This is a genomic window from Pseudonocardia sp., assembly GCF_025465255.1.
In the GTDB taxonomy this organism is placed as follows: Bacteria; Actinomycetota; Actinomycetes; order Mycobacteriales; family Pseudonocardiaceae; genus Pseudonocardia.
The window spans coordinates 1-19,968 of record NZ_JAODNI010000004.1; the positions used below are offsets into that span (position 1 = coordinate 1).

Sequence of the window (19,968 nt, forward strand, 5' to 3'; positions counted from 1 at the left end):
CAGGCTCGCCCGCGGGGTCGTCCGGGACGGCCGGCCGCGCGGCCCGCGGCGTCCAGGCCGGGCCCACGGCGGTGCCGGGCACCGCGGGCATCGGGCCCGGCCCATCCGGGACCTGCAACTGCGGCGCGTCGTCGACCTCCTCGTCGAACCCGCGCGCGGCCAGGGCGAGCAGCGCGTCGAGGGCCGCCCGCGCGCCCGGCCCGTCGGCCGCCGCCTCGACCCGGTCGCCCTGCCGCACACCGAGCGCGGCGACCCGGGAGAGGCTGGTCGCGGGCGCCCAGTTCGAGCTGGTCGTGGCGTTGCGCAGCCGCACATGCGTGTCGTCGCCGGCGGACCGCGCCGTGCCGACGAGCCGCGCGGCCGGTCGGGCGTGCAGCCCGTGCGGGTTGACGACGGTGAACGCCTCCACGGTGACCGGCTCGTCCTGCGTGACGGTCGGTGGGGCGGCAGGTTCGGGAGCGGCCCCGCCCAGCTGCGACTCCTTGGCCGCCAGCGCGGCCCCCGCCTCGGCCGCGACAGTGGCGGCGTCGGCCCCGCCCGCGGCCGTCACCGCGGCCACGACCAGACCCTCCACCAGCGGCGCCGGGCACAGCAGGACCCGGTCACGCAGGTCGGCGTCGTCGAGCAGGTCGAGGGCGAGCTCGGCGGAGAGCACCGCGCTGCCGAGGTCCATGAGCACCACGACCCCCGCGCCGCGATCGGCCTCGGCCAGGGCCGACGCGATCGCCAGGGCGTCGGTGCCGAAGGTCGTCTCGTCGAGGCCGGCGGCGATCTCGATCGCGACGTCCGGCCCGGCCATCTCGCGGGCGAGCCCGACCGCCGCCTGCGCCAGCGGCCGGCTGTGTGCGACGACCACCAGCCCGACGGGCCCGGGGGTCACGCCAGGACGTCGGCCGCGGCGGCGACGAGCAACGCGGCCGACGTCGCACCCGGGTCCTGGTGCCCGACGCTGCGTTCGCCGAGGTAGCTGGCCCGGCCCTTGCGCGCGAGCAGCGGCGTGGTGGCGTCCCGGCCGGCGTCGGCGGCGCGCGACGCCGCCTGCAGCGCCGCACCCAGCTCGTCGCCGGCGGCGAGCGCCGCATCCAGCGCGTCGGCGGCCGGGGCGAGCGCATCGAACATCGTCTTGTCCCCGGCCTCGGCCTTGCCGCGGGCGACGATCCCGCCGAGCCCGGCGCGGAACGCCTCGGCGAACCCGTCGACGCCGAGCTCGGTGCGATCCCCCGCGGCCGTCGCCATCCGCAGGAAGAACGTGCCGTAGAGCGGTCCGCTCGCCCCGCCGACGGTGCTGACCAGGGTCATGCCGACCTGCTTGAGCAGGACCCCGGGCGCCGTGCCGTCCTGCGGGCCCTCGTCGAGCTTGGCCACCACGGCCGTCATCCCACGCGCCATGTTCGCCCCGTGGTCGGCGTCGCCGATCGCCGAGTCGAGCCGCGTCAGCTCCTCGGCGTGCGCCGAGATCGCCGCGGCGAACGCCCGGATCCAGCTCTCGAGCCCGGCGGTCCCGGCCGTCGCGCTCATTCACACACCCCAGCGGAGGCCGGGGGTGCGCACCGGCGCGTCCCAGAGCCGCAGCAGCTCGTCGTCGAGCCTGAGCAGCGTGACGGAGCAGCCCGCCATCTCGAGGCTGGTGATGTAGGGCCCGACCAGCGACCGCGCGACGCGCACGCCGGACTTCTCGAGGATGGACGCGACCTCGCCGTACATCAGGTACAGCTCGAGCAACGGGGTGCCGCCCATGCCGTTGACGAAGGCGAGCACGCCGTCGGAGCCGGTGAAGTCGAGGTCGGCCAGGATCGGCTCGACGAGCATCTCCGCCACCTCGCGCGCGGGCGCCGCGGGGACCCGGCGCCGGCCGGGCTCGCCGTGGATGCCGACGCCGATCTCGATCTCGTCCTCGGGGAGGTCGAACGTCGGCTGCCCCGCCGACGGCACCGTGCACGAGGTGAGCGCCATGCCCATGCTGCGGCCGGTCTCGTTCACCCGGCGCGCCACCTCGGCGACGGCGGCGAGGTGGCGGCCCTCCTCGGCCGCCGCGCCCGCGAGCTTCTCGAGCAGCACGGTGACGCCGACCCCGCGGCGCCCGGCGGTGTAGAGGCTGTCCTGGACCGCCACGTCGTCGTTCGTCACCACCGGCACGACCTCGACGCCCTCGGCCGCGGCCAGCTCGGCGGCCATCTCGAAGTTCATGACGTCGCCGGTGTAGTTCTTCACGATGTGCAGCACGCCCGCGCCGCCGTCGACCCCGACCGTCGCGGCGAGCATCTGGTCGGGCACCGGAGAGGTGAACACCTCACCCGCACACGCGGCGTCGAGCATGCCCGGGCCGACGAACCCGCCGTGCATGGGCTCGTGCCCGGAGCCGCCGCCGGAGACGAGCCCGACCTTGCCCCGCACCGGGGCGTCGCCGCGGAAGACGATGCGTTCCGGGAGGTCGACGCGCAGCTCGGGGTGGGCGGCCGCCATGCCCCGGAGAGCCTCGGAGACGACGTCGACCGGGTCGTTGATCAGCTTCTTCATCGAGGATCCCCCGTCGATGGCCCGCACGGTGTCCGAACGGCATTCGATGATGTCGAACGCGTTGTAAGCTACGCCGGTGTGACCGTGCTCACAAGAAGGGCAGGACCGTGATCCAGGCCGTGGACCGCGCGCTGCGGATCCTGGCGGTCCTGCAGGGCGGCCGGATGAGCCTCGGGGACATCGCCGCACGGGCCGGCCTGCCCCCGTCGACCGTGCACGGGATCGTGCGCACGCTGCTCGCGCACGGGATGGTCGTGCAGGAGCGGGACTCCGGCCGCTACCGGCTCGGCCCCGCCACCCTCCGGCTGGGCAACGTCTACCTCGACACCCTCGAGCTGCGGGCCCGGGTCGCGCCGTGGGCGGCCGAGCTGGCGCGGCGCACCGGCTGCGCCGTCCGGACCGGCGTCCTGCTGCTCGGGGAGGTCGTCGTGGTCGTGCACGAGCCGCGGCCCGACGGGACCCGGCAGATGCCCGAGGTCGGCATCGTCATCCCGGCCCACGCCTGCGCGCTCGGCAAGGCGCTCCTCGCCCACGACCCCGCGGCGGCGGCCGCGGTCACGTTGCGCAGCATGACCGGTGGAACCGTCACCGACCGGACCGCGCTCGACGCCGAGCTCGCCGAGGTGCGGCGCACCGGGCTGGCGGTCGAGGTCGAGGAGGCGGTGCTCGGCGAGTACGGGCTGGCCGCGCCGCTCGCCGACGCCGTGGGCGACGTGGTCGGCGCGCTCGGTCTGGTGGTGCCGGCCAGCGGCTGGCCGCTGGCCCCCGCAGCCCTCGACGCCCTGCGCGCCGCGGCCCGCGCCGTGTCCCGCGAGCTGGGGGCGCCGACGTGGCCGCCCGTCTCCTGGCCGCCGTCGGCGACGGCCTGAGCGCCGGCCCGGTCTTCCGGCCGGCGGGACAGATCCTAGGCTCCGGCTCCGTGCCCGCCGTGACCTTCAAGGGCCTCTGCGTCGACGCCGCCGAGGCGGCCCGGGTGGCCCGCTTCTGGGCTGCGGTGCTCACCCTCGACGTGGAGATCATCGACGGCGGCGACGCGGTCTCTGCGGCACGACGGCAGAGCCACGATCTGGGTGAACGGCGTTCCCGAGGGCAACGAGTTCTGCGCCTTCACGCCCCCGGCGGAAGACGCCGCGTGACCAGGCCGACGCTCCTCCGGGAGATCAGCGGCCGAGCGGGTCGACCAGGCCGTCGATCATCGTCCGCAGCGGCCCGGTGTCGCCCTGGTGCGCCGCGCGCGACGCCGCCGCGTTCCCGGCGCGGTCCATCGCGGCCCAACGGACGCGATGACCCGCGTCGGCGGCGAGCTGCGTGACGAACGCCCGCTGGGTGCGGCCGTTGCCCTCCCGGAACGGGTGCAGGGAGTTGATCGCGCCGAGCAGGTCCGCGAGCGCGCCGACGAAGTCCGCGCGCGGGAGGCCGCGGAGACGGTCCGTCCGGGCGAGCCCGCCGAAGATCTCCTCGGCGGTGGCCTCGATCCGCTCCGGCAGGCAGAACAGGTGGCCCTTGCCGAGGGAGACCGTGCGGATCTCGCCGGCCCAGGCGTAGACGTCGCCGAAGACGTGCCCGTGGAAGGCCCGCAGATGGCCCAGGTCGTAGCGACCCGGAAGCGGCCGCCTCATCAGCTGGGCGATGCGCACCGCGGAGAGGTCCGCCTCGGCCGCGGCGAGCGCGGCCCGGTCCGTGATCCCGAGCCGGTTGTGCAGGACACCGGACCGCAGGTCCAGGTAGGGGTCCCAGCTCACCGACCGTGAGCGGCGACCAGCTTCGCGACGGCGAGGTCCTCGTCCAGCCCGCCGTCCGCGATCGCGTCCAGCAGGCCGAGACCGAACGTCGTCGGCTCGAGGCCCTCGGCGCGCACCGATCCGAGCGCGTCGGCGACCGCGTCCCGGCGTGCGCCGTTCCGCGTGGGAAGCACCTCGGCTGGTCTCACGAGGCGGGAGTGTACAGAGGATCTCCCAGGTGGGGCACCGCAGCGGGCCGTGGCGCGGACCGAAGTGGTTGAGCGTTGAACCGTAGTGACCGGTGACACGGAATGTCGAGGACCACCACGTCATTCGAAGAAGTATGACGATCACGTCCGACACCACCGCCCTGCGTCTCCCCCTGCTCGATGACGCCGGCCGCGAAGTGCTGTTCACCGAGGCCCGCACGGCGAACACCTACACCGACGAGCCCGTGACCGACGAGACCCTCGCCTCGATCTGGGAGCTCGCCAAGTGGCCGCCGACGGCCGCCAACACCCAGCCGCTGCGCGTGACGTTCGTCCGCACCCCGCAGGGCAGGGCCCGCCTGCTCCCCCTGATGTCCGAGGGCAACCGGGCCAAGGTCGAGAACGCCCCGGCCACCGCGCTGTTCGCCGTCGACCTGGACTTCCACGAGTTCACCGAGCAGACCTTCCCGATCCGCCCTGAGATGAAGGACTCGTTCGAGGCGTCCGGCCGGGAGGGCCGCTCGACCATGGCGACCTTCAACGCCACGCTCCAGATCGGCTACTTCCTGCTCGCCGCCCGTGCGCACGGCCTGGCGACCGGCCCCATGGCGGGCTTCGACGCCGACGCCGTCACCCAGGCGTTCTTCCCGGGCGGGCGCCACCGCGCCCTGCTCGTCGTCAACGTCGGGCACCCGGGGCCGGACGCGTGGTTCCCGCGTCTGCCGCGGCTCGCCCAGCGGGACGTCGTCAGCTGGGCCTGAGCCCACAGGCCCGGTGACGCCCTCGTGGTCAGCGGCCACGAGGGCGGACCAGTGTCCCGGTCGAACCCCCTCGCCGGCCGGGACGCGGGCCACGGCGCTGTCCCGTACGGGCAACAGCGTTCGGGCGGGGCCTGGTGTTACAGAACCCCGGATAGCGGGTCTCGTTTACAAGTGACGGCTGCTACGTTTCGGACCTGTCGGACGTGACGACCCCCACCGGCGCCCTGGCGACCCTCGACGGGCGGCGCCTCGTGTTCCGCCGCGTCCTCGCCGACCCCGTCGACGCCGCCTGGTCGGCCATGACGGAGTCCGACCGCCTCGGTCGGTGGTTCGGCACCTACACCGGCACCGGACGCGTCGGCGGGACCGTCGAGCTCCTGATGACGGCGGCCGAGGACGCGGGCCGGCCGCCGTCGGGCGTGGCGACCCTGGAGTGCGCGCCGCGGGAGCGGCTCGTCGTCGAGGTCACCGACGCCGGCGCGAGCGAGTCCTGGCGAATCGCGGCCACCCTCTCCCCCGAGGGCGACGCCACGGTTCTGGTCTTCGACCAGCTCGTCCCGGTTGGGATGCGCCCCGCGGACGTCGGGCCGGGGTGGCACCGGTATCTGGACCGGCTCGTGGCGTCATTCCGCGGCGCACCCATGCCCGGCTGGGACGACTACGCGGGCCTCGGAGGCTCTACCCCGACGCCTGACCGCGCCCCGCATCGACCCCGCACCCCGCCACGGCGCCCGGAGCTGTCCGCTCCCGGCGGACTCCGCAGAGAGCGAAATCCGGTTGGTCGTACTCCCCCGCCCCGGTAGGACTTGGCACATGGGGGGACTGACCGCACAGCATCCGATGGTCGCCGAGCTCCTGGTGCGGGAGCGCCAGGCCGAGCTCCACCGCGCCGCGCGACAGGCGGGCCTCCGACGCGCAGCGCGGGACGCGAGTCGGCAGGACGCCGCGAGCCGGGCCGGGGCCCGGCGCGTCCCCGGGTGGCGCCGACGGGCCGGCTGGACACTGATCGAACTCGGGCTCCGGCTCGTGGTGGAACGGCCGCCAGCCGCCCGGACCTAGATCGCCTCCACCGTCTGGGCCGGCGGCCGCGCCGGAGGGCGTGTGCCCGCGCAGCCGGTGGTCTCCAGCGGGACGAAGGCCGAGACCGTCTCCCCCGCGCAGCCCTGTCATTTCCGCGCGTCACCGTGAGGTATCGGACGGTCTCCTCGTCGATCGGGAAGATCGTCGCGGTGCAGCCGAACTCCCGGCTGGTGTCGCCGATGGTGCGGCGCCGTCGCCCTCGTTGCGGTCCCGGCTGCGGTGCCTGCTCTTGGTCGTGTCCGGCTTTTCGACGTCATCGATAGATCGACGATCCGAAGGCGTCAATGTATCAATGACATTTGAGGGAGGGGGGTGGCGATCCGGCCGAGGAGTCGGGACCTCAGCCTCGACGGCCGCCTCGCTACTGTCTTCGCGTGTCTGCGACGCGCCTCCTCGTGCTCGGGATCGTGCGCGGCTACGGCCGGGCGCACGGCTACCGGGTGGGCAACGACCTGCTCTCCTGGGGCGCCGACGAGTGGGCCAACGTCAAGTGGGGCTCGATCTACCACGCCCTGCGGGCCGGGGTGAAGGCCGGACAGCTGCTCGACCACGACGACGTCCCCGGCCGGACGGACTACGAGCTCACCGAGCGTGGCGAAACCGAGTTCCGGCAGCTGCTGCGGGACGCGCTGCGCCGCCCGGAGCACCGCCCGGACATGCTCGGCGCCGCACTGGCGCTCCTCCCGGCACTGGAGCGCGAGGAGGCCCTGGAGCTGCTGCGGGAGCGCCTGGCGACGTGCGAGGCGTTGCGGGACAAGGCGACCGCCCAGCTCGGGGGGTGGGCGGACCCGCCGCACGTCCGCGAACTGTTCGGGCTCTGGGAGAGCAGCGCGGCCGGCGGCGCGGAGTGGACGCGCGGGCTGATCGCGCGGCTCGGGTCCGGGCACTACGCGATGGCGGGCGAACCCGGTTCCTTCGGCGTGCCCGGCAGCTGGGCCCGGGTCGACCCCTGACTTGCCGGTTCCGGCCTTCCGGCGCACACTCTCCAGGCCCTGCTCAAGTTTGAGTATCGATCCGGAGGCCGCCCATGCCGTCCACGCCCGCTCCCCCGCGCTGGCTCAAGCCGGTCAACCGCGTGCTCGTCGCACTCTCCCGGACCGGTCTCGGCATGCGCTCCCTGCCGGTACTCACCGTGCCCGGCCGGAAGTCCGGCAGGCCGCGGAACACGCCGCTGAGCGTCATGGAGCTCGACGGCGAGCGGTACCTGATGGGCGGGTTCCCCGGCGCCGACTGGGTGCGCAACGCCCGCGCCGCGGACAACGCGACGCTGCGGACGGGCCGGCGTTCCGAGACCGTGCGACTGGTCGAGCTCGACGCCGAGGAGGCCGTCCCGGTGCTGCGAGAGTGGCCGATCCGCATCCCGAACGGCGTGCCGATCATGAAGGACGCCGGGATGGTCACCGACGGCACGCCCGACGAGTTCGCGCAGCTCGCCGGCACGTGCGCGGTGTTCCGGGTGGAGCCTGCCTGAGGGCGCCGTCCGCCGTCCGGTCCCTGAGAGCCCACCACGGTCGCGATGTCCGGGCTGCGACGAGCCTTAGGATCGGTCAACCAGTTCCGCGACCGCTCCGGAGGCCCGCCGCATGACCACCGGCACGTTCCTGCTGCTCGTGGTCGCCGGCCTCGCCGCCGGCCTCTCCGGGTCCGTCGCCGGGCTCGCGTCGTTGTTCTCCTACCCGGCGCTGCTCGCGATCGGCCTGCCCGCGACGACGGCGAACGTCACGAACACCGTCGCCCTCCTGGCGAACAGCGTCGGATCGGTCGCGGGGTCCCGCCCGGAGCTCGCCGGGCTGGGACACCACGTGAAGCGGCTGCTGCCGTTGAGCCTGCTCGGCGGAGCCGCCGGGGCCGGGCTGCTGCTGATCACCCCCGCAGGCGGGTTCGAGCGGATCGTGCCGTTCCTCGTCGCCGGGGCGTCGGTCCTGCTGCTCCTGCAACCGCGGATCCGGACGGCCGCCGCGGAGACGGCCGGTCGGACGTCGCCGCTGGTCCTGGCCGGGATGGTCGGTGTCGCCGTCTACGGCGGCTACTTCGGCGCGGCGGCCGGGGTCCTGCAGCTCGCGCTGCTGCTCGTCGCGCTGCCGGTGTCGTTGTTGCAGGCCAACGGGCTGAAGAACGTGCTGTCCGGGGCGGCGAACGCCGTCGCGGCGGTCGGGTTCGCGCTCTTCGGGCCGGTCGCCTGGTCCGCGGCGCTTCCCCTGGCGCTCGGCCTGCTGGTCGGGGGCCGGCTCGGACCGGTGCTCGCCCGGCGGCTGCCGACCGGGGTGCTGCGGGTCGGCATCGCGCTCGCGGGGATCGGGCTCGCGGTCAAGCTCGGCCTCGACGCGTTCTGACCGCGGTCCGGAGCAGGCCGCGGCTCAGCGCCGCACGAGGTCCGGGGAAACCGGACCGTCGACCGGGACGCCGGCGCGGCGCAGCCAGTCGTCCAGGGCCCGGTGGGTGGACATCAGGTCCGGCCGCTTCGTCGGGATCATCCGCAGGGCGGCCTTGAGCAGGCTCGAGTGCGCGGTCTTACGCGGCAGGTGGGTGAGCTTCGCGCCGCTCGCCGCGGCCCGCAGCCCGGACACCGCGTCCGCGTGCCCGCCGCGCGGCGGGTACCCGGTGAGCGCGTACGAGACCGTCGCCGCGAGCTGCCACGCGTCGGACTCGGGGCTCGCCTTCTTCCCCGCCGCGACCTCGGGCGCCAGGTAGTCCGGCGTGCCGAGGACGAAACCGGTCATGGTCATCGTCGCGTCCCCGGTCCGCCGGGCGATCCCGAAGTCGATCAGGTGCGGGCGCCCTGCCCGGTCCACGATGATGTTGCTGGGCTTGATGTCCCGGTGCAGCACGCCCTTCTGGTGAGCGGCGGCGAGGGCGCCCGCGACCCCGGACCAGACCCGGGCGGCCGCGACGTCGTCGAGCACGCCCTGCTCCCGGACCAGCTGGCCGAGCGACACGCCCTCGACGTGCTCCATCACGATGACCAGGCCGTCGAGCTCGGCGAGCCCGGGATCGCTGCGGGCCTGGACGAGATCGTGGATCCGGACGCAGTTGGGGTGGCGGACCGCGGCGAGCGCGGCGGCCTCCCGCCGGATGCGCTCCTCGGTCTCCGCGTCCGGGGCGTGGGCGGCCTTGATCGCGACGGTGTGTCCGAGCCTGGCGTCGTGAGCCAGCCAGACCCGGCCGAACCCGCCCTCGCCGATCCGCCGGATCAGCCGGAACCGGGGCGGGCCGCCGTGGACGGGGCCCGAGCCCGTCGGGAACGGGGCCGGGATCCCGCCGGGCCCGACCGGGCCGGAGGGCGGGATGACATTCGTCCGGGAGGGGACCGGGCCCCGTCCCGGTGGCGGGACCGCCCCGGGGTGCGCGGCGAGGTGCACCGGACCCGAGGCGGGGCCGGTGTTCGTGACGCCGGTCTCGGGCCGCTGCCCCGGGACGACCGGGGGCTCGGCCCGGCGCTCTGCGAACCGCTGGGCCAGCCGGTCCTTCAGCGGCGTCGGCGAGTTCGTCTCCTGGAACCCCGCGTAGGGCTGCGAGGCGGACCGGGCCGACGACGGCGGGGTCGGGGTCGGGGTCGGGGTCGGGGTCGGACGGTGCGGATCAGGGCGTGCCGGGGCCAGCGAGCGGCGTACGGCGTCCCTGGACGGCACCGGGATCAACGCGGCGACGACCATGCCTGCGAACGCGCCGACCAGCATCCCGACCCAGAGGTGCTCCGCAGTCCCGGCCGGGACGCCGACGGTGGCGACGGCGAGCCCCAGGACCGGCAGCCAGAAGAACTTGGACGGCCAGGACGGCCCGCGGCGCAGCACCAGCCGCGCCTGCCCGGCGACGAACAGCGCGGTCACCAGCGGCACGAGGCCGAGCAGGAGAGCGGCGACGCCGAAGTTCACCGGGTCTCCCGGGCCGAACGCCTCGAGGACCGAACCCCGCCCGAGATAGGTGCTCTGCGTGCCGACGAAACAGGTCTCGACCTGCACCGAACGCAGCCGGATCCCCGGAGTGGCGATCCCGTCGGCGGCGTTGGCGAAGATCTGCCCCACGGTGACGAAGACGGCGAGCGGGACCAGACCCGCGGACGCCACCCCGAGCCCGCCGAGGGCGAAGCCGCTGCCCCCGCCGTAGCGGGATCCGACGCGCATCCGGACGAGCGCGACCAGGGCGAGCCCGGCCGTCGGCAGCAGGCCGAGGACGGCGCCGAGGGCGGAGGTCGCCCACGCCCAGCCCCCCGGGCAGACCTCTGGGGCGAAGGACGCGTGCAGGATCGACAGCAGCCCGCCGATCAACGACTCCACCTGTTCCCCCCTCGGTCCGGATGCTCCCACTATGTCAGAGGAGGACCCTCGGACTCTCAGGCCGAACGGACGATGTCCTTCGCCCCCCGCAGCGACGCCAGGTCGCCGAAACCGCTCAGGGCGAGGGTGAGGTCCAGTTCCGCCAGCACGCTCCGCACGACGTGCCGGACGCCGTCCTCGCCGCCGAGCGCCAGCCCGTAGGCGTACGGGCGGCCCAGGAGCACGGCGTCCGCCCCGAGGGCGAGCGCGACGGCGACGTCCGCGCCCGTGCGGATCCCGGAGTCGAAGAGCACCGCGGCGCGGCCGTCGAGCGCCTGCACGATCGGCGGCAGCATCTCCAGCGACCCGACGGCCCGGTCCACCTGCCGGCCGCCGTGGTTGGACACCACGACGCCGTCCATCCCCGCGTCGACGGCCCGCAGCGCGTCGTCGACGTGCTGGATGCCCTTGAGCACGATCGGCCCGTCCCAGTGCTCGCGGAGCAGGTCGAGCCGGTCCCAGCGCAGCGCCGTGCCCGTGAACATCGGGACCCAGCGGCCGACCGCGGCCATAAGGTCGTCCTCGGGCGCCTTCGCCAGACCCGCGCGGAACGCCGGGTCGGAGAACGGGATCGCGGTGCCGATCCCGCGGACGAAGGGCAGGTAGGCCTGGTCCAGGTCGGCCGGACGCCAGCCCAGGGTCCAGGTGTCCAGAGTGACGACGAGCGTCGAGTACCCGGTGGCCCGGGCCCGCGCCAGGATGCTGACCGTCACGTCGTCCTCGGTGGGCCAGTAGAGCTGGAACCAGCGCGGCCCCTCCCCCGCGGCGGCCGCGACGTCCTCGATCGTGTGCGACGAAGCCGTCGACAGGATCGACGGGACGCCCAGCGAGGCGGCGGCGCGCGCGACGGCGGGCTCGGCGCCCTCGTGCAGGATCGACATCACGCCGACGGGGGCGAGCAGGAGCGGCGCGGGCATCGCGGTGCCGAGCACGGTCGTCGACCAGTCCCGGGCGGTCACGTCCCGCAGCATCCGCGGCACCAGCCCGACCCGGTCGAACGCCGCGCGGTTGGCCCGCATCGTGGCCCCGCTGCCCGCGCCGCCGGCGAGGTAGCCGAACGCGCCGTCGTCGAGGACCTTCCGGGCCGCCTCCTCGAGCGCCGCGGGGTCCGTGGGCAGGGCGGGTGTCTCGCCGCCCAGGCCGCGCAGGTAGATCTCCGCGGCGAACGAGGACAGCGGTGTCGTCATGGGTCGAACCTAGCGCCCGCGGTAGGCGTCCAGATCGTGGTTGAACCGGCCCAGCAGGGTGCTCAGCGCCTCGCGCTCGGACTCCGGCCACGAGGACAGGACGTTCTGCAGCGGCCGCAGCCGGGCGGTCCGCACGAGCTCCCGCTCCGCCTCACCCCGGGCGGTCAGCGCGATGATCACCGACCGGGAGTCCCGGGCGTCCGGGCGCACCTTGACCAGGCCCGCGGTGGACAGCCGGGAGACCTGGCGGCTGGCGGTCGGCTTGCTGACGCCGAGCCGGCCGGTGAGCACGGTCAAGGACTGCTCGCCGTGCTCGTCCAGCACCGCGAGCACCGGGTAGGTGTAGCGGTCGACCGCCTCGTGCGCCCCGTAGCCCCCGGACCACACGGGTTCCATCGTGCGCCGGATGAGGACGGTGATCTCGTTCTCGAGCCGGGTGAGGGACTCGCTGGGGCGGGCCTGCGCGCCGGCCTCGGGGGTGAGTGACGTCACGGCGCCGGAGGGCGCGTGATCAGGACGTTCGGGCATGAATCGATCCTAGCGCGGTTGCGCAATGCAACGTTTCGTCGTGCACTCATGTTACGTCGGCGTTACAACGCCGATACCGACGGTAGCGAGGAGGTCTGTATGTGTGGCATCTGCGGATGGGTCGGCTTCGACCGGGACCTGGGTGACGACGCGTCGCGACGCACGCTCGCCGGGATGACCCGGACCATGGAATGCCGAGGCCCGGACGCCGAGGGGACCTGGGTCGACACGCACGCGGCGCTCGGCCACCGCCGGCTGGCCGTGATCGACCTGCCGGGCGGGAGCCAGCCGATGGAGCTGCCGGACGAGGCCGGGCAGCGCGCCCCGGTGCTCGTCTACAGCGGCGAGACCTACAACTTCCGCGAGCTCCGCCGGCAGCTCGCCGCCCGCGGCCACCGCTTCCGCACGGACAGCGACACCGAGGTGGTCCTGCACGCGCACCGGGAATGGGGCCGGGACGACCCGCGCAAGGCCGTGCAGCGGCTGAACGGGATGTTCGCCTACGCGATCTGGGACCCCGGCACCGAGGAGCTCGTCCTGGTCCGGGACCGCCTCGGCGTCAAACCGCTCTACTACTACCCCACCCCGGACGGCGTGCTGTTCGGCTCCGAGCCCAAGGCGATCCTGGCGAACCCGCTGACGGAGCGCCGCGTCGACCTCGACGGGCTGCGCCGCGCCCTGAGCTGGGTGCACGACCCGTCGAACGCCGTGTTCGCCGGCCTCCGCGAGGTGCCGCCCGGTGCGATCGTCCGCGTCTCCCGCCGCGGCGTGCAGGAGGAGCGGTACTGGCGGCTGGAGGACACCGGGCACACCGACGACGTCCCGACGACCGTCCGCAACGTCCGGGAGATCCTGGAGGACACCGCCAAGCGCCAGCTGATCGCGGACGTCCCGCTCTGCACGCTGCTCTCCGGCGGCCTCGACTCGTCGGCGCTGACCGCGCTGGCGCAGAAGCACGTGGACGGCACGGTCCGCACGTTCTCCGTCGACTTCACCGGCTACGAGGACAACTTCACCGCCGACGACGTCCGCGGCACCCCCGACTCCCCGTACGTCCGGGAGGTCGCCCAGTTCGTGGGGACGGACCACACCGACATCACCCTCTCCACGGAGCAGCTGATGGACCCCGAGGTCCGGGCCGCCGCGCTGCACGCCCGGGACATCCCCGCCGGGATCGGGGACATGGACACGTCGCTGTACCTGTTGTTCAAGGCGGTCCGGGAGCGGTCGACGGTGGCGCTCTCGGGTGAGTCCGCGGACGAGGTCTTCGGCGGCTACCGGGACTTCCACGACGCGGACACGGTCGCCGCGGACACCTTCCCCTGGCTCGCGGGCCGGATGATGGCGCACGACCCGGCGAACCCCGGGCTGTTCGACGGCGGGCTGTACCGGAGCCTCGACCTGCCCGGCTACCTCGACGCGCAGTACCGGACGGCGCTCGCCGAGGTGCCGGAGCTGACCGGGCCGGCCGCCGCCGATCCGCACGAGCGCCGGATGCGTGAGATCTGCTACCTCTACCTCACCCGGTTCCTGCCGAACCTGCTCGACCGCAAGGACCGGATGAGCATGGCCGTCGGGCTCGAGGTGCGTGTGCCGTTCTGTGACCACCGGCTCGTCGAGTACGTGTTCGGGACGCCGTGGGCGCACAAGACGTTCGACGGCCGGGAGAAGAGCCTGCTCCGCGCCGCGACGGCGGACCTGCTGCCGGAGTCCGTGGTGAAGCGGGTGAAGAGCCCGTACCCGTCGACGCAGGACGAGACCTACGAGAAGGAGCTGCGTGAGCGGGCCGCCCAGCTGCTGCGGCGCGACGACTCGCCGGTCTCGCCGCTGATCGACCGGGACGCCGTCCGGCAGCGGATCGACGCCCCGCTCGACGGGAGCTCGTCGATGGGCACCCGGATCCAGCTGGAGCGGGTCCTGGACCTCGACACCTGGCTCCGGGACTACTCCGTGTCCCTCGACCTGCGCTGACGCGCCCGTGCGCGGAAATCGTCGCCTGGGCGACGATTTCCGCGCACGAGCGGCGAAGCCGCACCTCCGGGAACAGCGGACCGGCGGCATGGGTTGGGCGTGACATGGGACTCACCATCAGCGACGGCCCGCTGTCCCCGCGGCCGCCCGCCACGGTCAACTACGAGATCTCCGGCCCCGCGCACAAGCTGCTGATGCAGCCGTTCCCGCGCCGGATCCGCGCCGAGTTCGCCGGGCGCACCATCCTCGACACCCGGGACGCCGTGCTGGTGCACGAGAGCGCCCTGGCCCCGGTCCTCTACGTCCCCTTCGACGACCTCGACGACAGCGTCCTGGTCCCGACCGACCACAGCACGCACTGCCCGTTCAAGGGCGACGCCGCGTACCACTCGCTGACCGTCGGCGACCGGACCGCGGAGAACGCCGTGTGGTCCTACCCGGAGCCGAAGCCGGAGGCCCCCTGGCTGAAGGGCTACGCCGCGCTCTACTGGGACGCCGTCGACGCCTGGTACGACGAGGACGAGCAGGTCTTCGGGCACGTGACGGACCCGTACCATCGGGTCGACGTGCGGCCGTCGAGCCGCGCCGTCCAGGTCCGCCTCGGGGACACGGTGATCGCCGAGTCCGCCTCCCCGATGCTGCTCTCCGAGACGGGCCTGCAGAACCGCTGGTACCTCTCCCCCGACGACGTCCGGGTGCCACTGACCCCCACGGAGACCCGCTCGGTCTGCCCGTACAAGGGCGAGGCGCACTACTGGGCCGCGACGCTGCCGGACGGCACCGAGGCCCCGGACGTCGCCTGGAGCTACCCCGAGGCGCTGCCCGAGTCGATGCGGGTGCAGGGCCTGCTCAGCTTCTGGGGCGACGACGTCACGGTTCTGGTCGACGGGGAACCCGCCTGATCCGGCGCCTCCGCGAACATGGGATGTTAGGTTGTCTCCTGTTTCGAGGAGGTTACGTGACGTCTGGACTGTCCGCGGTGCGCCCGGGACGGGTGTGCGACGCGGTGATCGCGCAGCTCGAGGAGCGCATCGCGACGGGTGGTTGGCCCGTCGGGACGCGGATCCCGCCGGAGCCGGAGCTCGTCGCCGCGCTCGGGGTGGGCCGCAACACGGTCCGCGAGGCCGTGCGTGCCCTCGAGCACGCCGGCCTCCTGGAGCCCCGCCGCGGCGACGGCACCTACGTCCGTGCCACGAGCGACCTCGGCGCCGCCCTGCTGCGCCGGGCCCGCCGCTCCACGGCGCTGGATGTGCTGGCCGTGCGCGCGAGCCTGGAGCGGGACGCCGGCGCCACCGCCGCGGCGGTCCGGTCGGAGGCCGACGTCGTCGCGATCACCGCGGCCGTCGCGGCCCGCCGGACGGCGATCGAACGCGGGGACCGGGAGGCGTTCGTCGCCGCGGACCTGGCGTTCCACCAGGCCGTCGTCGCCGCCACGGGCAACGCCGTGCTCGTGGACCTCTACGCGGGGCTCACCGAGGCCCTCCACCGAACGGTCAGCACGGTCGACGAGCTGGACGACGATCCCACGTCCTTCCCCGGCCACGAGTCCCTCGCCGCCGCGATCGAGGCCGGGGACCCCGCGGCCGCCCGCGCCGCCGTCGACACCTACCTCGCCGCGGCCCGCACGCTGGTCGAGCGGGACCCCCGATGACCGCCACGGTCGTCCCGGAGACCACCACCCGGCGCGCGTCCCCGGCGTGGTGGATCGGCGTCTCGATCGTCCTGGTCGCGGCGAACCTGCGGCCGGCCGTCGTCGCGGTGTCCCCGCTGCTGGAGGAGATCCAGGCCGTCGAGCGCCTCTCCGGGACCGCCGCGGGCGTTCTCACCGCGCTCCCGGTCCTCTGCTTCGGGCTGCTGGCTCCCGTGGCGCCCCGGCTCGCCGCCCGCTTCGGGATCGAGCGGACCCTGTTCGGCGCCCTGGTGGTGCTGTGCCTGGGCATCGCGCTGCGGATCGTCGACGCCACGGCGGCCCTCTTCGCCGGGACGGTCCTGGTCGGCGGCGCGATCGCGGTCGGGAACGTGCTGCTGCCCGGGCTGATCAAGCGGGACTTCGCGCACCGGACGGGGTTGATGACCGGCCTCTACACGATGGCGATCACCGCGGGCGGGGGGCTCGCGGCCGGGCTGACCGTGCCGGTCGCGCGGGCGGCCGGGCTCGGCTGGCACGGCGCGCTGGGCGCCTGGGGGCTGTTCGCGCTGGTCGCGCTGCTGGTGTGGTCCCCGCAGGCGCACGGCGCACAGCACCGGCCGCGCCAGGAGAGCGGCTCGCCCGGCGGCCTCTGGCGCAACGCCCTGGCGTGGCAGGTCACGGCGTTCATGGGCCTGCAGTCGCTCTGCTTCTACGCCGCGGCAGCCTGGCTGCCGGCCGTGTTCGTCTCCCGGGGCGCGGATGCGGCGGCGGCGGGCTGGCTGTTGTCGCTGGCCAACGGGGTCGGGATCGCCGGCTCGCTGGTGGCACCGGTCGTCGCGGCCAGGCTGCGGGCACAGACCGCCGTGGCCGTCGCCGCGACGGGCGTCACCGCGCTCGGGCTGCTGGGCACCCTGCTGCTGCCGGGCGCGGAGATCGTCTCGATGGCGGTCTTCGGGATCGGGCAGGGTGCCGCCCTCGGCATCGCGCTCACCCTGATCGTCCTGCGTGCCCCGGACGGCGCCCACGCCTCGCAGCTCTCGGGCATGGCCCAGAGCATGGGCTACCTGCTGGCCGCCTCCGGGCCGTTCATGCTGGGCGCGCTGCACGACCTGACCGACAGCTGGACGGTCCCGCTGGTGGTGCTCCTCGCCCTTCTCGCACCGCAGGCGCTCTCCGGCGGGCTGGCGGGGCGGGAGCGGTTCGTGGCGCGCCGCAGGGCCCCGTCGTCAGGTCTCTAGAGCTCGTCCACGAGCAGGGCCTCGATCGCCGGGAGGGCCGCCCGCAACGCCTCCCGCTGCGCGTCGTCGAGGCGGGCGAGCCTTCGCGCGACGAGCGCGGTGCGGTGGTTGCGGATCTCCTCCAGCACGGTACGGCCCTTGTCGGACAACGTGATCAGCACCCCGCGGGCGTCCTGCGGGTCCGCCGCCCGCACCACCAGGCCGTTGTCGTCCAGCGCCGCCAGGACCCGGGACATGGTGGGCGCGGTGACGGCCTCGCGTCTGGCCAGGTCCGAGAGCCGCAGCGGGCCGTGCAGATCGATCGTCGCGAGGGCGGAGAGCTGGAGCGGGGGCACCGACTCGCGACCGTCGATACGGATCCGCCGGTGCAGCCGGCCGACGGCGAGCCGCAGCCGGGTGGCCTCGTCGGTCAGCCGCTCGTCGGCCGGCACGTCCAGTACGCCTGCTCCGCCCGGATCCGCGCCGGGCCCGCGGGACGGCGTGTCCCGCGGCGTGTCGGTCTCCGCTGTCATCCGCCCATCGTGCCAGCCCGCCGCGACCGGCACTCCGACGCCTGCCCGACTCAGACCTTCCGCAGCCGGATCCGGCTCACCCCGTGGTCCGCGCCCTTGGTCAGAACCAGGCTCGCCCGACTGCGCGTCGGGAGGATGTTCTCCTCCAGGTTGGGGCCGTTGATCGTGGCCCAGATCCCCTCCGCGTGCCGGATCGCGGCCTCGGTGTCCAGCGCGGCGTAGCGGCGGAAGTACGACGCCGGGTCCCGGAACGCGGTCTCGCGGAGCTTGAGGAACCGGTTGACGTACCAGCTGCGGATGTCCGACGTGGCGGCGTCCACGTACACCGAGAAGTCGATGAAGTCGCTGATCGTCAGCGCGCTCCCGCTCGCCGCCGGCTGCAGCACGTTGAGGCCCTCGACGATCAGGATGTCCGGCCGGTGCACCACGAGCCGCTGGTCCGGGACGATGTCGTAGACCAGGTGGGAGTACATCGGCGCGGTGACCTCGGCCTTGCCGGCCTTGATCTCGGTGATGAACCGGAGCAGGGCGCGGCGGTCGTACGACTCCGGGAAGCCCTTGCGCGCCATGATGCCCCGGGCCTCGAGCACCCGGTTCGGGTGCAGGAAGCCGTCGGTGGTGATCAGCTCGACCCGGGGGTGCTGGGGCCACCGCGCGAGCAGCAGGCGCAGCAGGCGGGCCGTCGTCGACTTCCCGACGGACACCGAACCCGCGATCCCGATGACGAACGGCGTCCGCGCGGCCTTCCCGCCGAGGAACGTGCGGTAGGCGCGGTAGAGCCGGCCGCCCTCCTGGACGTGCAGGTTCAGCAGCCGGGACAGCGGGAGGTAGACCTCGCGCACCTCGTCGAGGTCGATGTCGTCCCCGAGGCTGCGGATCCGTTCCAGCTCCTCCGCGGTGAGCGGCAGCGGGGTCGCGGAGCCGAGCCTGGCCCACGCCTCGCGGTCGAAGTCCACGAACGGCGAGGAGCTGCCCTGCTTGGGCGTGCCCTTCGCGAGCGCGCTCGCGAAGGGCACGGCCTGCGTCGTTGCGGACATGTGGGCACCTGGTCCGGGATCGAGGGCATCGGGAAGAGGAGGGGTGTTCGGAGGGTCGTCGGCGGCGCTCATGACGGGACCACGGAAGCCGGACGCCCGCGGAGGGCGCCGGTCCCGAGCGGCCGTCGCTCGTCGTGAACCACCGACATGGTGGTCCAACCTAGACGTGGCGGGGGCGATCGGCCGCGCGGACGTGGGCGGCGCCACTCGTTCTCGTCGTGGGCGCCGGGCACGATGTCCGCGTGACCGGCAGCCCACTCGTCCTGGACCGCAGGCGGTCCTCGCGCACCGCCTCGGCGCGCAGGGCCTGTGGTGGACCGGCGGCCCGGGCTGCGGGACCTCCCGGCGCTGGGTCCCGGTGGGCAGGAGCTCGGTGGGGCGGCGGCCTCGCACTCCCGAAGGCCGAGCTCAGCAGCGCGGTGACCGCCCGGGTACCGGGAGCCCTCGCCCCGTGGTGCGCACCCTGCGACGTTCACCACGTGGGTGAGCAGCTGCTGCGGCCGCGGCCCTGGCCGGCGGCTCCGGGCCGGAGCCCGGCCGATGGTCGCCGAGCATCCCGGCCGTCCCGGCGCGCCCGCGGACGACGCCGCGGACCCCTCGTCGGTGATCGCCGGATACCTCCGGTTCTTCGCCCCGGCCACCCCCGCGGACGTCGCGGGCTTCCTCGGGACCACGGCGACGGCAGTGCGGCCCCACCTGCCCGCGGACCTCGTCCCCGTCGAGGTCGAAGGCCGCGCCGCGCTGTGCCCGCCGGACCAGGTCGAGGCGCTGACCAGCGCGGGCCCGCCCCCCGGCGGCGTCCGGCTCCTGAGGCCGTCGGACCCGTACCTGCAGGGCCGGGACCGGGAGGTCCTGGTGCCGGACCGGGCGCGGCGGTGCGCGGTGTGGCGGTCGCTCGGCCCGCCGGGCGTCGTGGTCGCCGGCGGCGAGGTGGCCGGCACCTGGCCGACCCGGCAGAAGGGATCCGCGCTGGAGATCACGGTCGAGCCGTTCCGGCCGCTGGCCGCCGCGGACCGCCCGGCGCTCGACGAGGAAGCCGGGCGTATCGGCCGGACGCGCGGGGCGGTGCGTGTGCGGATGCAGGTCCGGTGAGGCGAGCCCTACACTCGGCGGACGTACCTTCCTCCGGGTTCTGCTCCCGGGGGGACCGAGATCCATGGAGTTCCCGTGCCCTCCGCACGTCCCGCCGAGCCGGGCTGCAGTAGGCGGCCGGGTCGCATGACCCGGCTCCCCGTCCACCCCCGCCCCACCGTCCGGCGGCGCA

The 19,968-nt window shown here is 74.4% G+C and carries 21 protein-coding genes; 11 read left to right on the forward strand and 10 right to left on the reverse strand.

Translation table 11 applies throughout. The features are described 5' to 3' along the window. The 3 genes from dhaM to dhaK all read right to left on the reverse strand — a co-directional run. Positions 1-880, reverse strand: an 880-nt coding sequence (gene dhaM, locus JWP64_RS00260; protein ID WP_297490739.1) for a dihydroxyacetone kinase phosphoryl donor subunit DhaM, incomplete at its 3' end; no start/stop codon positions are given. After that, positions 877-1,518, reverse strand: a complete 642-nt coding sequence (dhaL, locus tag JWP64_RS00265) for a dihydroxyacetone kinase subunit DhaL (RefSeq protein WP_297490744.1) — start codon at positions 1,516-1,518, stop codon at positions 877-879. The genes dhaL and dhaM, both read right to left, overlap by 4 nt. After that, positions 1,519-2,517, reverse strand: a complete 999-nt coding sequence (gene dhaK / locus JWP64_RS00270) for a dihydroxyacetone kinase subunit DhaK (RefSeq protein WP_297490746.1) — start codon at positions 2,515-2,517, stop codon at positions 1,519-1,521. Between the two features lie 107 nt (positions 2,518-2,624). Here dhaK and JWP64_RS00275 point away from each other — a divergent pair, with 107 nt between their 5' ends. Continuing rightward, entirely contained in the window at positions 2,625-3,386 is a 762-nt protein-coding gene (locus JWP64_RS00275; RefSeq protein WP_297490748.1) for an IclR family transcriptional regulator, read from the forward strand. A gap of 291 nt (positions 3,387-3,677) precedes the next feature. Here the strand turns inward: JWP64_RS00275 and JWP64_RS00280 are convergent, their stop codons facing one another. Both JWP64_RS00280 and JWP64_RS00285 read right to left on the reverse strand, forming a co-directional pair. Next, positions 3,678-4,259 carry a Fic family protein gene (locus JWP64_RS00280; protein ID WP_297490750.1) on the reverse strand — a complete coding sequence of 194 codons (582 nt, stop codon included), beginning with the start codon at positions 4,257-4,259 and terminating at the stop codon, positions 3,678-3,680. Then, positions 4,256-4,447, reverse strand: coding sequence for an antitoxin VbhA family protein (locus tag JWP64_RS00285; protein ID WP_297490752.1), 192 nt, complete (start codon positions 4,445-4,447; stop codon positions 4,256-4,258). Before JWP64_RS00285 ends, JWP64_RS00280 begins: the two co-directional genes overlap by 4 nt. 134 nt (positions 4,448-4,581) lie before the next feature. Here JWP64_RS00285 and JWP64_RS00290 point away from each other — a divergent pair, with 134 nt between their 5' ends. The 5 genes from JWP64_RS00290 (at position 4,582) to JWP64_RS00310 (ending at position 8,621) form a co-directional block, all read left to right on the forward strand. Further along, positions 4,582-5,208: a malonic semialdehyde reductase gene (locus tag JWP64_RS00290; RefSeq protein ID WP_297490755.1), complete on the forward strand. Its 627-nt coding sequence runs from the start codon at positions 4,582-4,584 to the stop codon at positions 5,206-5,208. A gap of 203 nt (positions 5,209-5,411) precedes the next feature. Beyond that, positions 5,412-6,011 carry an SRPBCC domain-containing protein gene (locus tag JWP64_RS00295; protein ID WP_297490757.1) on the forward strand — a complete coding sequence of 200 codons (600 nt, stop codon included), beginning with the start codon at positions 5,412-5,414 and terminating at the stop codon, positions 6,009-6,011. Positions 6,012-6,662: 651 nt separating this feature from the next. Further along, positions 6,663-7,241 carry a PadR family transcriptional regulator gene (locus tag JWP64_RS00300; protein ID WP_297490759.1) on the forward strand — a complete coding sequence of 193 codons (579 nt, stop codon included), beginning with the start codon at positions 6,663-6,665 and terminating at the stop codon, positions 7,239-7,241. A gap of 74 nt (positions 7,242-7,315) precedes the next feature. Beyond that, positions 7,316-7,759 carry a nitroreductase/quinone reductase family protein gene (locus JWP64_RS00305; RefSeq protein ID WP_297490761.1) on the forward strand — a complete coding sequence of 148 codons (444 nt, stop codon included), beginning with the start codon at positions 7,316-7,318 and terminating at the stop codon, positions 7,757-7,759. Between the two features lie 112 nt (positions 7,760-7,871). Continuing rightward, positions 7,872-8,621: a sulfite exporter TauE/SafE family protein gene (locus tag JWP64_RS00310; RefSeq protein WP_297490764.1), complete on the forward strand. Its 750-nt coding sequence runs from the start codon at positions 7,872-7,874 to the stop codon at positions 8,619-8,621. Between the two features lie 24 nt (positions 8,622-8,645). Here the strand turns inward: JWP64_RS00310 and JWP64_RS00315 are convergent, their stop codons facing one another. From JWP64_RS00315 to JWP64_RS00325, 3 genes are read right to left on the reverse strand one after another with little or no spacing between them, the layout of a single operon-like run. Next, entirely contained in the window at positions 8,646-10,562 is a 1,917-nt protein-coding gene (locus JWP64_RS00315) for a serine/threonine-protein kinase (RefSeq protein ID WP_297490766.1), read from the reverse strand. Positions 10,563-10,618: 56 nt separating this feature from the next. Next, positions 10,619-11,788: an alpha-hydroxy-acid oxidizing protein gene (locus tag JWP64_RS00320; RefSeq protein ID WP_297490768.1), complete on the reverse strand. Its 1,170-nt coding sequence runs from the start codon at positions 11,786-11,788 to the stop codon at positions 10,619-10,621. Between the two features lie 9 nt (positions 11,789-11,797). Next, entirely contained in the window at positions 11,798-12,316 is a 519-nt protein-coding gene (locus tag JWP64_RS00325) for a MarR family winged helix-turn-helix transcriptional regulator (protein WP_297490771.1), read from the reverse strand. A 99-nt stretch (positions 12,317-12,415) separates the two neighbouring features. Here JWP64_RS00325 and asnB point away from each other — a divergent pair, with 99 nt between their 5' ends. The 4 genes from asnB (at position 12,416) to JWP64_RS00345 (ending at position 17,155) form a co-directional block, all read left to right on the forward strand. Continuing rightward, positions 12,416-14,287: an asparagine synthase (glutamine-hydrolyzing) gene (gene asnB / locus JWP64_RS00330; RefSeq protein WP_297490773.1), complete on the forward strand. Its 1,872-nt coding sequence runs from the start codon at positions 12,416-12,418 to the stop codon at positions 14,285-14,287. A 104-nt stretch (positions 14,288-14,391) separates the two neighbouring features. Beyond that, the gene (locus JWP64_RS00335; protein WP_297490776.1) at positions 14,392-15,189 is read left to right on the forward strand and encodes a DUF427 domain-containing protein; all 798 of its coding nucleotides are present in this window, start codon (positions 14,392-14,394) and stop codon (positions 15,187-15,189) included. Positions 15,190-15,245: 56 nt separating this feature from the next. Continuing rightward, positions 15,246-15,938 carry an FCD domain-containing protein gene (locus JWP64_RS00340; protein ID WP_297490778.1) on the forward strand — a complete coding sequence of 231 codons (693 nt, stop codon included), beginning with the start codon at positions 15,246-15,248 and terminating at the stop codon, positions 15,936-15,938. Continuing rightward, the gene (locus JWP64_RS00345; protein ID WP_297490780.1) at positions 15,935-17,155 is read left to right on the forward strand and encodes an MFS transporter; all 1,221 of its coding nucleotides are present in this window, start codon (positions 15,935-15,937) and stop codon (positions 17,153-17,155) included. The genes JWP64_RS00340 and JWP64_RS00345 overlap by 4 nt, the downstream gene beginning before the upstream one ends. Here JWP64_RS00345 and JWP64_RS00350 read toward each other — a convergent pair. Both JWP64_RS00350 and coaA read right to left on the reverse strand, forming a co-directional pair. Next, positions 17,152-17,667: a MarR family transcriptional regulator gene (locus JWP64_RS00350; protein WP_297490782.1), complete on the reverse strand. Its 516-nt coding sequence runs from the start codon at positions 17,665-17,667 to the stop codon at positions 17,152-17,154. The two genes, JWP64_RS00345 and JWP64_RS00350, sit on opposite strands and share 4 nt — an antisense overlap. Positions 17,668-17,717: 50 nt before the next feature. Continuing rightward, positions 17,718-18,704, reverse strand: a complete 987-nt coding sequence (gene coaA, locus JWP64_RS00355) for a type I pantothenate kinase (protein ID WP_297490784.1) — start codon at positions 18,702-18,704, stop codon at positions 17,718-17,720. Between the two features lie 483 nt (positions 18,705-19,187). On the opposite strand from coaA, the gene JWP64_RS00360 reads away from it, so the two are divergent. Beyond that, entirely contained in the window at positions 19,188-19,796 is a 609-nt protein-coding gene (locus JWP64_RS00360; RefSeq protein WP_366889129.1) for a crosslink repair DNA glycosylase YcaQ family protein, read from the forward strand. Positions 19,797-19,968 lie beyond the last annotated feature (172 nt).